At 41.0% G+C, this 11,391-nt stretch carries 10 protein-coding genes; 5 read left to right on the top strand and 5 right to left on the bottom strand.

Annotated features, from left to right (window positions below; genetic code table 11):
• Nucleotides 1–30: 30 nt before the first annotated feature.
• The gene (gene gndA / locus CCS02_RS21030) at nt 31–1,554 is read right to left on the bottom strand and encodes an NADP-dependent phosphogluconate dehydrogenase (protein WP_100637623.1); all 1,524 of its coding nucleotides are present in this window, start codon (nt 1,552–1,554) and stop codon (nt 31–33) included.
• Between the two features lie 507 nt (nt 1,555–2,061).
• On the opposite strand from gndA, the gene CCS02_RS21025 reads away from it, so the two are divergent.
• The 4 genes from CCS02_RS21025 to CCS02_RS21010 all read left to right on the top strand — a co-directional run bounded on the left by CCS02_RS21025 (nt 2,062) and on the right by CCS02_RS21010 (nt 5,842).
• A complete protein-coding gene (locus CCS02_RS21025; RefSeq protein WP_100637622.1) occupies nt 2,062–3,618 on the top strand; it encodes a phosphoenolpyruvate carboxykinase in 1,557 nt (518 codons plus the stop codon).
• Nucleotides 3,619–3,725: 107 nt separating this feature from the next.
• Nucleotides 3,726–4,505 carry a TatD family hydrolase gene (locus CCS02_RS21020; protein WP_100187870.1) on the top strand — a complete coding sequence of 260 codons (780 nt, stop codon included), beginning with the start codon at nt 3,726–3,728 and terminating at the stop codon, nt 4,503–4,505.
• A complete protein-coding gene (locus CCS02_RS21015; RefSeq protein ID WP_100187871.1) occupies nt 4,502–5,380 on the top strand; it encodes an SDR family oxidoreductase in 879 nt (292 codons plus the stop codon). The genes CCS02_RS21020 and CCS02_RS21015 overlap by 4 nt, the downstream gene beginning before the upstream one ends.
• A 45-nt stretch (nt 5,381–5,425) precedes the next feature.
• Nucleotides 5,426–5,842, top strand: a complete 417-nt coding sequence (locus tag CCS02_RS21010; protein ID WP_100637621.1) for a hypothetical protein — start codon at nt 5,426–5,428, stop codon at nt 5,840–5,842.
• 8 nt (nt 5,843–5,850) lie between these two features.
• On the opposite strand, the gene CCS02_RS21005 is transcribed toward CCS02_RS21010, so the two are convergent.
• A complete protein-coding gene (locus CCS02_RS21005) occupies nt 5,851–6,729 on the bottom strand; it encodes a hypothetical protein (protein ID WP_100637620.1) in 879 nt (292 codons plus the stop codon).
• A gap of 32 nt (nt 6,730–6,761) precedes the next feature.
• Nucleotides 6,762–7,301 carry a YceI family protein gene (locus CCS02_RS21000; RefSeq protein ID WP_100637619.1) on the bottom strand — a complete coding sequence of 180 codons (540 nt, stop codon included), beginning with the start codon at nt 7,299–7,301 and terminating at the stop codon, nt 6,762–6,764.
• 138 nt (nt 7,302–7,439) lie between these two features.
• Between CCS02_RS21000 and CCS02_RS20995 the strand changes: the two genes are divergently transcribed.
• Nucleotides 7,440–8,336, top strand: a complete 897-nt coding sequence (locus tag CCS02_RS20995; RefSeq protein WP_100637618.1) for a LysR family transcriptional regulator — start codon at nt 7,440–7,442, stop codon at nt 8,334–8,336.
• Nucleotides 8,337–8,373: 37 nt separating this feature from the next.
• On the opposite strand, the gene CCS02_RS20990 is transcribed toward CCS02_RS20995, so the two are convergent.
• Complete coding sequence (locus CCS02_RS20990) at nt 8,374–10,290, bottom strand: beta-ketoacyl synthase (RefSeq protein ID WP_100187876.1); 1,917 nt, start codon at nt 10,288–10,290, stop codon at nt 8,374–8,376.
• Between the two features lie 151 nt (nt 10,291–10,441).
• Nucleotides 10,442–11,308 (bottom strand): glucosaminidase domain-containing protein, encoded by an 867-nt coding sequence (locus CCS02_RS20985; RefSeq protein ID WP_100637617.1) that lies wholly within the window; start codon nt 11,306–11,308, stop codon nt 10,442–10,444.
• Nucleotides 11,309–11,391: the final 83 nt, after the last annotated feature.

The raw sequence follows: 11,391 nt of genomic DNA, 5'->3' as shown, positions 1-11,391 counted from the left end.
GTCAGCGTTTCTTTTAGCTAGAAGTTGGTCTTAAGCTTTACGCTCTGGACGACCTTCTTCTTGCCAGTAAGTATGGAATTTTTGACCTTGCTCTGCGTCTACGCGTTCATACGTGTGAGCACCGAAGTAATCGCGTTGCGCTTGTAGCAAGTTAGCAGGCAAAACTTCAGAGCGATAGCCATCGAAGTAAGCTAACGCAGAGAAGAAAGATGGCGTTGGGATACCTGATTGCGCAGCAAGAACAACGGCTTTACGAAGACCTGTTTGCTTGCTCGCCATGGCGTCAGCGAAATAATCGCTTAGCAATAGGTTTTCAAGCCCTGGGTTTTCGATAAACGCATCGGCGATCTTCTGTAGGAAAGATGCTCGAATGATACAGCCACCGCGCCAGATTTTCGCGATATCACTAAAGTTGAATTTCCAATCGTATTCTTTTTCAGCTGCACGCATTAACTGGAAGCCTTGGGCGTAAGCACAAATTTTTGCACAGTAAAGCGCTTCTTCGATTGCTTTCTCTACTTCTTCGGCTTCAATCTCGCCACTTTCTACATCAGCAACAAGTTTGCTTGCAGCAAGCTCTCGTTCGCCTGTCAGTGTGCTTAGTGCGCGAGCATAAACGGATTCGCTGATAATGCCCGCTGGAACGCCCATTTGTGTCGCGCTGATAGATGTCCAGCGGCCAGTACCTTTTTGGCCTGCGCTGTCTAGAATCATATCAACTAACGGAGCGCCAGTTTTGTGGTCGTATTGTTGAAGGATGTCTGCAGAGATTTCAACAAGGTAGCTGTTTAAAACGCCCTGATTCCATTTCTCAAACAACTTACCAATTTCTTCAGGTTCGTAACCAAGCAAAGAGCGTAGTAGGTGGTAAGCTTCACAAATAAGCTGCATGTCGGCATATTCAATACCGTTATGAACCATTTTAACGTAATGACCTGCGCCATTTGGCCCAAGGTAAGCGGTACAAGGTTCGCCTTCAGTAACAGGTTTGCCAGGCGTATTGCTCTCGATAGGTTTGCCATTCTCGTCTACTTTAGCAGCAACGGCTTCCCACATTGGTTGTAGATATTTCCAAGAGTCTGCGTCGCCACCAGGCATAAGAGATGGACCAAAACGCGCACCCACTTCGCCACCAGATACCGCGGTACCAAAGAATTTGAATTTTTCTTTGTACTCTGCTTCACGGCGAATGGTATCTGTCCACTGACTGTTTCCGCAGTCTACGACGATATCGTCTGCTTCTAGTCCTGCATCAATTAGGCTATTGCATACTGCATCTACAGGGCTTCCAGCAGGAACTAAAACAACGATCACACGAGGTTTTACTAAGTTTGCTAGCATGTCTTCCATGTTGGAGCAGCCAACGATTCGTGCTTCTGCTGATGGATCTGGTCGTTCTGCCTTTTCTGTGTCTAAAACGTCTTGTACTTTATGCGCGTCAAGATCAAAACCTGCAACTCGGTAGCCATGGTCAGCTAAATTTAAGGCCAAGTTTTTACCCATGACACCCAGGCCGACAAATCCAATATTGCAGTTCTGATTCGTTTTTAACATAAATATCGATCAACCTTTTGAACAATTGGGGGGAAATTGAAGAAAGAATCTTACCATGAAGCGCTATGATTCAGGACATACTAGAGGTAATAAAAATTCAAATAATTGTGTTTTTTTGATGTTTTTTAGTAGAAACCTTACATTCTTGATGGCTTTTTAGTCGGGAATTGTGGCGAGTTGATAAGTCTTTTTTGTTGTTTTCTTAATTGGTAATAAGTTTTCCATTTGGTAGAAAGCCTACAAAAAAGAAAGAAAACTACAAAAAAAATGGTATTGAGTAGTATAACCTAGTGTTGAAAATGAGTTATTTAAAGTTAATTTTTATAAAAACTAATATATATCAATATCTTATGTAATATTGGAAAGTTTCAAAATGGTAATAAAATAACATATTGTTATAACAATATTTTTTTTTAGATTGTTTTGTTACTATCCTTTTCACAGAAAAAACTTCGCATAATAACAAGAATGACCAGACAATCTTTTTAGTTCAGAGGATTTAGTAACATGAACTCCGCATCAGACGTAACTAACATACATAAAAATTTAACTACGCCGCAGTTGGTTGAAAAAGCTCTGCAAAATGGCGAAGGTGTTCTTGCCGATAACGGTGCGCTTGTTGTTGAAACAGGTGCTCGTACTGGTCGTTCTCCTATGGATCGTTTCATCGTAGAGGAAGCATCCAGCAAAGATAGCATTCACTGGGGCCCTGTTAATCGCCCGTTTTCCGAAGCAAAATTTGCTCCGCTTTGGGAGCGAGTTGCTGCGTATCTTGATGGTCAAGAGTCGTTTGTATCTAACATTCATGTCGGTGCGGGAGATGAGTATTATTTGCCTGTGATTATGCGTACTGAAACCGCTTGGCATCAGTTGTTTGGTCGCAACCTGTTTATTCGTCCTGATGTATATAATCCATCAAGCAAAGGTGAGTGGCAGATTCTTAATGCGCCAAACTTTGTTTGTGAGCCTGAGCGCGATGGCACTAACTCCGATGGTTGCGTGATTCTAAACTTTGCTGAGCGTAAAGTGCTTATAGCTGGTATGCGTTACGCTGGCGAAATGAAAAAAGCGATGTTCTCTGTACAGAACTACTTATTGCCAGCTCATGATGTATTACCAATGCATTGTGCTGCTAACGTCGGTACAGAAGATGATGTGACTTTGTTCTTTGGTTTGTCTGGTACTGGTAAAACAACTTTGTCTGCTGATCCTGAGCGCTTTTTGATTGGTGATGATGAACACGGTTGGGGTAAAGATACTGTTTTCAATATTGAAGGCGGTTGCTACGCAAAAACTATCGATCTTTCTCAAAAGAATGAACCGATCATTTGGGATGCAATCAAATTTGGTACTATTGTTGAAAACGTCGTTTTGGATCCTGAAACACGTATTGCTGATTACGCAGATACGTCTTTGACTCAGAACGGTCGTGCTGGTTACCCTCGTGAGCATATTGAAAAACGTGCTGCGGGTAATCGTGCTGGTGAGCCAAATGCCATTATCTTCTTAACGTGTGATTTGACTGGTGTTCTTCCTCCAGTTTCTATTCTGACGAAAGAAGCTGCGGCGTATCACTTTTTGAGTGGTTACACTGCGTTGGTTGGTTCAACGGAAATGGGTGCGGGTACTGGTATTAAATCAACCTTCTCGACTTGTTTCGGTGCACCTTTCTTCCCACGCTCTGCTGACGTGTATGCAGATCTTTTGATCAAGCGTATTGAAGAGTTTGGTAGTAAGGTTTATCTAGTTAACACTGGGTGGACAGGTGGTGCTCATGGTCAAGGCGGTAAACGCTTTAGTATCCCAACGACTCGTGCGGTAATTTCGGCTATTCAATCTGGCGTGTTGGCTGATGTGGAAACCGAGCATTTAGCCGATGTTAACCTAGATGTTCCTACTCAGGTTCCTGGTGTTGATAATGTTTTATTGAACCCTCGTAAAACATGGGCTGATCAGGCTGCTTATGAAGCGCAAGCGAAAAATCTGATCAATCAATTTGTTGAGAACTTTAAGAAATTCGATACTGTATCTGATGCTATTGTTAAGGCTGGTCCATCGCTTTAAGCTGATTTTATAGAACCTCTCAAAAAGCCGTGCATTTTGCACGGCTTTTTTGTTTTTAGTGATTTATGCGCTAACACTTAGTGTCTAAATAATGTAATCTTTTGTGTATGTTTATTGATAGCCATTGTCATTTAGATTTTGATGTGTTCGACGAGCAACGTGATTCGTTAATGCTGTCCTGTTTGGAAAATAAGGTGGCTGGCTTTTTAGTGCCTGCGACTACTTTTGTCAGTTGGCCTAAGTTAGCAACATTAACTAAGCGTTATCCTGAGTGGCGTGCTGCTTATGGCTTACACCCATATTTTTTGGCAGAAGCTTCTTTAGATCAGATCGATTTTCTTGCTGAGCAATGTGATGCACCTCGTGTGGTTGCTGTGGGTGAAATAGGGTTAGATTGTTGGCCAAATGCTGTCGATATGAGGATTCAGTTAGATTTTTTCTCTCGTCAGCTAAAGATTGCTAAATCATTGAAATTGCCTGTTATTTTGCATGCCAGAAAAAGTTATGATTTGGTTTTTAAATGCCTACGGGAAACTGGTTTTAATGACGGTGGTGTTGTTCATGCCTTTAATGGAAGTATTGAGCAAGCCAAACGATTTATAGATTTGGGTTTTGTGTTGGGAATTGGTGGCACGGTAACGTATCCGAGAGCACACAAAGCTCATCGAGTATTGGCATCGCTTAGTGATAAAGCGTTTATTCTTGAAACAGACTCGCCTGATATGCCACTTCATGGTTTTCAAGGTAAAAATAATACCCCGCTCTCTATTCCACTTATTGCACAATGTGTTGCGATGATAAGAGAAGAGAGTGAAGAGCATATAGCAGTGCAGACATATGATAATCTACTGAGGGTTTTTCCTAGGTGGAATGAGGACTTGCTTTGAATAATACACAAAATATTAATGCCCCGATTCGTATTCTTCTTTTAGGAAGTGGTACAGAAGTTGGTTCGTCTTTATTGCTTCTCTCTGAAGGAAAAAATGAATTTGAATGGTTGTGTCCAGAAGAGTCGTTATTACTTGATGTTGCAAGAAGAGCTGAATTAGATGCGATGCAGTTTGACGTGATTATTGATGCGTTAAGCTTACGTTATGCACTGCAAAATGATTATGGAAAATTCCAGTCCACTTTGCGGTATTTGAGTGAAAAAGCGAACACGACATTAATCATGATTAGTAGTGCTAGGGTATTTTCTGGCAATAAAGATGTGCCATATGCTGAAACAGAGGTTCCAGATAGTACTGAATCTTATGCAAAGGCTTTGATTGCAGCTGAGTCGATTGTGCTTAGTAATCCCGAAAATATTGTATTGCGAACTGGTTGGTTATTCAGTGGTAAAGGTGATGACTTTGTTTGTAGGACGCTGGGTTTGATTCAAGACGGTGTTAATCTTGCTTATAAAGACGACTTGATTGGTAGCCCAACACCTGTATCAGACTTAGTTCGAGTTATTTTGTCTATTGTGAATCAAGGGCATTACGGAGCTCAAAATAAAGGTGTTTACCATTATTGTTGTGCTGAGGAGATTAGTTGGATTCGTTTAGTTGAGGCTATTTTGGCAACGTCTAGTCAGTTCGACCCGAAGGCGCAAGTAGAAGTTGAGGCTATTGGTGATTCATTTCCAGAGGTGCAAGAAACCTCAGCTATGCAACGGCAATCATTGTCTTGTCGAAAGATATTTAATCACTTTGGAATAAAGCAGCGTCCGTGGCGATCAAAATTGCGAAGTTTAGTTAAAGAGTTATATCAAGCTAGTTAGTAGGCGGTTTTTCGTTGGGCTAAATAGACAAAATAGGGGGGTGATGTGTACAAAATAAATCATAAAGCGGTCGTATTGGTTTTTATCTTTCAAATGGTTGTTGGGGGGATCTGGTATGCTTCTACACCCTTTTCATTTTTAGGGCGCACAGCCTTGGAGGATATGGCTAAACAACCTACCGTTGGAATGGTTTTATTGTTCGCATTTTCTACTTTTGTGTATTTGTATTTTACTGCTTGGCTTTTGGTTAAAGTTAAAGGGTTGTCTGGATTTGGGCGCTTTTTTTTAGTTATGGGGATATGGTTATTTATTGTTGTACCTAATTATATTTTTGTATTTATTAATCTTCATCTTAGTGAATCTGACGTCTTGTATTTGTTGTCATATGGCGCAGCTAGCTGCGCCATAGCGGCGATTATATTACCGTTATGGCGATCTTCTAGATCAATCTTTAAAGATTAAGTCTTTAATCAATATAAGCTGCTTTCTGGCCAAACCAGCCATAAGCTTAGCCCGCTGATTAGGATGCTGACGATTGTCTGGCCAATAATGATAAAAGTACTTTGTTTATTGCTTAATTTGTTTCCTAATGCAGTAGCTAATGGTGTTACAAAGCAGCTTGCAACAAGCATGAGCATAACGTTTAACGGAATGTCTGCGAGAACGTGGCTTTGTGTAATTAGTCCGCCTAATATTAAGAATGCAGGGATAGCTGAGTGGCTTTTGGTCGCTTTTATAAAGTAACTAACAGCCACATAACCAAATAATGCAGCTCCTAAAGCTCCTAATAACTGTCCTATTAGTAGGCTTCCTCCAATTGATATAACAGGTGCCGCCGCGCCAGCAGTAATCATCAATCCTATTGGTAAAAGCAGTGGGGAGATACTACGCGCATTGTTTGTTTTAAACTTAACTGTTTCTTGGGCTTTCTCTTGGGTGAGAAGGTGGTATATCAGTGTGACAAGTGCGCAACTGACTGCCCAGCTAAGGCTAATGACAAGCCCTGAGTGCTTTAGTACAGGGTTAAGTAAGAAATAAAATGACAGCCCAAATAGCACAAAGCTAGCACTGAAACGAAGTGTTAGTGAGTTAATTAAAGTTAAGCAAAGTACTGATGCTATGCCAATTAACGTTGTTACGCTGTAATAATCTATCGCTTGGTTTGGAGGGAAACTCAAGCCTGAATGTATCAGGCCGAGTCCGACAATAAAACCGCCAAGGTAACCAAGATAAGACGATGCACGTAACAGTTTGCCAGCAACAATGCTGACTATTAGTGCGGCGAGAAAGGGGTAAACTGCCGTATGTAATAGCATTAAAAAAGTAGAGTTGCTGGCTTCTTCGTACATGATCGCTTTCCTTGGTGCTTTTTTTAAATTGATTACTGGCGAATGCCTTCTACGTAAACTTCAATTTCAGTTGTATCTGTTACGCCAGGAATAAAGTAAGTCACACCAAAGTCACTGCGTTGAATAACTGTTTTTGCTTCAAAACCTGCGCGGTAGCCGCCCCAAGGATCTTTACCTTCACCGATTTTTTTAACATCAAAGCTAACTGGTTTTGTTACGCCATGTATTGTTAGGTCACCAGTTAAAGTGTCACCTTCAAATTTAGTGCTTTTAAATGTCAATGTTGGAAATTGCTTAACATCTAAAAAATCAGGGCTACGAAGATGTTTGTCACGAGCATCGTGGTTGGTATCGATGCTATCCGCTTTGATAGTTAGGGATGCACTACCTGATTTACCGTCTTCTGCATATACGAAGCCACCTTCGAATTCATTAAAGCGGCCAACAGTTGTACTAACACCCAAATGTCCGACTTTAAACACTACTCCTGAATGGGCAGGATCAATTTTGTAATCCGCTGCCATTGTTAGGCTTGATGCGAGCATTAATGCACTGATAGTAATTACTTTCATTCTTGCGTTCCTTTATGAGATTCAAAGATGTGAATAGTTTAAATTGTTTTTTTTAATAAATAATCAACCAAAAAAACAATTCAATATTCACTAAAAAGAAATGATAATGGGGGAACTTTTTATTTTTTAGGTGAGTGAATGGATAAGCTGCAAGCAATGAAGGTGTTTTGCCGTGTTTATGAGGCGGAGAGCTTCAAGTTGGCAAGTGACTCTTTGGGAATTTCTCGCCCTATGGTGACACGCTATATAAACGCCATTGAGGAAGAGCTAGGCACTAAGCTCTTACAGCGAAATACTCGTAATATCAGTATTACTCATGCTGGCCGTAAGTACTATCAGCATTGTATTGCAATACTCGACGCGATTGAGGAAGCAGAAAGTGAAATAGGTGAACTGACGCAAAAGCCAAAAGGGCTTTTGAAGATAAGTGTGCCAATGGATTTTGGTTTATCGCATATTGTTCCTTTGTTGGACAGCTTTAGTCGTTTGTATCCTCAAATTGAACTGGATGTTGATTTTAGCGATAAGCGTGTTGATATGACTGAATCTGGCGTGGATATAGCCATTCGGGGTGGTGATTTAGGTGGGGATCAGTTTGTGGCGAGGCCCTTATGTTATTCCAGAGGGTTTGTTTGTGCGTCACCAGATTACATTTTACAGTATGGAGAACTTGATCGTATAGAAGACTTAGAAGGTCATTCCTGTCTTTTGTATAGCAATGCACTGGTGCCAAATCGTTGGTCATTGACGGATGAAGGCGGTATTTCTAGAACGATTTTAATTACCGGGGGTGTTACTACAAATAATGGTGGCGCCTTAACACGGTTTGCTTTGGCTGGTTTAGGGGTGATTTATCAGCCAGACTTTTTAGTGGCTAAATACATAGCATCAGGTGAGTTGATTAACTTGCTACCTAAATATAAAGGTTATGAAATATGCTTTTATGCTATCTATCCACAGCAAAAGCTAATGTCTAGAAAGACTCGATTATTGCTTGATTTTTTACAAGAAGAGCTAGCCAATACAAAATTTTAATAGTGTATTGGCTAGCCTTTTGGGTCTTGATTTTGCGTTATTTTAAATCGCTAAATTCATTTTCTATATTAAGATTTACCGGCATATCATAGCCAGGTAGACGGATTTCTTGGTCCGTGATACTAAGCTCTTCGCCACCCAAAACATTAAACCCAAACTTATAGATAGGAAGGGTTTCACCACGAATTGCGGATTGGTTGTATTCTTCCGCCGCTGCTGCAACCTCAATGTTTTTAGCTTGGTAAGCGTTAATTTGCTCAGTACTATAGCGCTTACTTAGCATTTTCATGGTTTGAATCGGAGATAGCAAAACTGCGGTTGCGTTGTTTCCGCCGAAACCTTTTGAGTTTAGCAAAGCGGCATCAAAATAGTCTTTTCCATAGGCTTCGTGTTTTAGCTGGAATTTTAGGCCATCTTGATAAACGTCATCGGCAACAGCGTATGATGTTGTGATACCAGGCAAAATACCATCTTTCCACACACCTAAAGACAAGTGTAACTGATCACCACCTGCAGTACCTTGAGAGTGCCCAAGGAACGCTTTCATCGCCACAACAGGTATTTCCGTTGCACCAAAACTTGTGGCTGCTTTGCTTAGCACATGGGACTCAGTGATGCGGTTTTGTGGTGTACTGGTGCCATGCGCTTGGATGAAGGTGCGCTGAGTTAAGCCGTCATTACCTATGATGTTTTGTAGGTAAGCCATAGCTTTGCTCATGGTCAAATAATTACCAATACCTGGCGCTGAAATGGATTTTTTATGCCCATCCGCATGGGAGAATACTGCTGGAATAGAACCAAAAATTTCTGCGCCCAACTCAATAGCAAGTTCATCATCCATTAATAGCGTCCATTGACTAGATTCGCCAATGGTAAAGCCGCAGTTTTGAGCAAATGGTCGACAGCTCCGGGTATGATCTGGTTCTTCTTGATTTGTAATTTCGTCTAGAGCAAGTAAAGCAGTATCTTCTGCTAAGGCTCCCATGGTTCTGAAACCCTCAATAATTTCAGGGGTGATGGGAGCATCACTACCGCCAACCATTGCGACGCGAAATTTTCCAGTTTTGATGCCTTCTATGGCTTTTTCTAAATTAAAAAAGTATGTTGCGCAGGCGCCTATTGCTGTACCTACGTTACCAACACTACCTAGAATATAAGCATTTACAAAGTCTGCTGGCATTTGAGCATAGCCAAGAGGCAAGTGCTTTGATGTTGTGCGTTTACCCATAAGGGCAGATTTCAGCATGCCGCCAAATCCTAAGTCGTCCATTTGACCTATTGAGTTGGCTGCGTAAACTGCCATTTGATCTGGAGCGACTTTACTGCGAATAATTTCCCAATCAATACCACTACTCTTAACTGCATCTGATGCGCCATAGACCGTCATCTGTAAGCCACGAGGATGATTTCGGCTTTGGTATAGCTTAGATGGATCAAAGCCAGTAGGCAGTTGTCCGGCGGCTTTTACAGAAAGAGGTCGCGTGTCTTTTATGAAGGTTTCTAGATTACCATCAACAACAACTTCACTTAGGGTGTCTGAAAGTTCAGTTACTTGCCAGTTTGTAGGGCGATCATTTGGAAGAGAGCGTGTCTTAATAGTAAAGCTGAGTTTTTCTTCGCTTTGGCTCGACTGCAATGTTGTTGATTTGTGTAAAACCACATGGTCAACATCAAATAAACTAGGGTGAATACGACGAATCAAAGTGCGAGCAAGAAGAGATTCCCCGATGCTGTCAACAAGTGCAGCAGCATCTAATGCTTCCCCACCATTTGTATACCAAAGGCCATTTTTATGTTCGGCCATGTTAGTAATAGTGGCAAGATCGAGTAAAACATCCTGCTGGATTGAACTTGGAAGAAGATCAAAGACAATTCGGCGATATGCTTGATGTGAAGAGGTACGACCAGCCGAATTGATTCCGCCAAAGCCAACAATAACAGGTAAACGGGCCAATTGAATTTCCTCGTTTGATGAGTGGGTGAAATATTACGGTATTGTAATGAAGGGGGTAACGCTTAGCCACCCCACATAAAGTAATTTCGTAACAATAAGTTGCATTTTATTACATTTTTTTCTTGTTTGAGCTTTGAATGTTGTTATTGGATTATGGTTGCTCTGGTTTTGGCTGAGAGCGATTAAAGCGCCAAAGTTTGTTGTAGTTAATTAAACCTTCTATTTCTTCTACGTAGGCTTGGCCCCGTTCCGAATAGTGTTCTAAACCATGAACTAGGGCAAGGCCAGTGACAACTTCTTTATCTTGTCTTAACTGTGCACGAGAGGCTCTGAGTTTTTTGTAAGCTGCATTGGTGTTTAAGTTATCTATATAAGCAAAGACTGATTCGCGAGCATCGTTGAACTTTCGTACTTCATGGTCAGCGTCACTGTCTCTCGACTCAGGAACTAGACCACAGCCTTTTCTAAAGCACCATTGGCCAAAGTAGTTGTTACCTTTTGTGGCGAAGCGAGATGTTCCCCACGCAGATTCATTGGCTGCTTGCGCTAAAACCAGTGAGGCAGGAATAATGTCGAGTCTATTAAGTAATGCTTGTATATCGTCTTTTGAATAGTTCTCAAGTTTTTTGAGTTTGTGGTTTTGACGAAGTGTAGAAATCCATTTTTTGTTTTTTGTTGATAACTTTTTATTACTTTTAAGCAGAGCATTTAGACGCTCGCGATCTTTTAAAATAAGACTATTTTTTTCATTTATAAAAGGTGTTAAGTAATCAAAGAAGGCTTTTTTGCGTTCTTTTACATCAGTTATCGCGGCAAAGTCAGGGCTGTTTTTTTGAATAGGATGTGATTTAAAGTAGTTCTTTTCATCAGACGTTGCTTCCCCAGACTCTTCGTATAGAGAGCTTGTTTCAGATGCTCCATCTTTCGTATCGTCCAGGTCATTTTTAAATGGGCCAGCTTTTATCCACAAAATAAATATTAGTGCAAAAGAGATAATCCAGAGTATTTTCTTTTCCATAAATAGCCACAAGTCTCAAATATTTATATTTTTCAGCTGACATTACAAGGCTAGTAATGACTAACTGAAGGGGTGCGCAGATA

Origin of the sequence: Marinomonas sp. ef1 (genome assembly GCF_002806845.1) — a bacterium.
In the GTDB taxonomy this organism is placed as follows: domain Bacteria; phylum Pseudomonadota; class Gammaproteobacteria; order Pseudomonadales; family Marinomonadaceae; genus Marinomonas; species Marinomonas polaris.
The sequence above is the reverse complement of the archived record's forward strand: the minus strand, read 5'-3'. Positions and strand labels throughout refer to the sequence as shown.

Bases quoted from the DNA above. Each gene is read 5' to 3' on its own strand.
- gndA (WP_100637623.1), bottom strand. From the start codon at position 1,554: ATGTTAAAAACGAATCAGAACTGCAATATTGGATTTGTCGGCCTGGGT.
- CCS02_RS21000 (WP_100637619.1), bottom strand. From the start codon at position 7,301: ATGAAAGTAATTACTATCAGTGCATTAATGCTCGCATCAAGCCTAACA.
- CCS02_RS20985 (WP_100637617.1), bottom strand. From the start codon at position 11,308: ATGGAAAAGAAAATACTCTGGATTATCTCTTTTGCACTAATATTTATT.
- CCS02_RS21025 (WP_100637622.1), top strand. From the start codon at position 2,062: ATGAACTCCGCATCAGACGTAACTAACATACATAAAAATTTAACTACG.
- CCS02_RS20995 (WP_100637618.1), top strand. From the start codon at position 7,440: ATGGATAAGCTGCAAGCAATGAAGGTGTTTTGCCGTGTTTATGAGGCG.
- CCS02_RS21005 (WP_100637620.1), bottom strand. From the start codon at position 6,729: ATGTACGAAGAAGCCAGCAACTCTACTTTTTTAATGCTATTACATACG.
- CCS02_RS21020 (WP_100187870.1), top strand. From the start codon at position 3,726: ATGTTTATTGATAGCCATTGTCATTTAGATTTTGATGTGTTCGACGAG.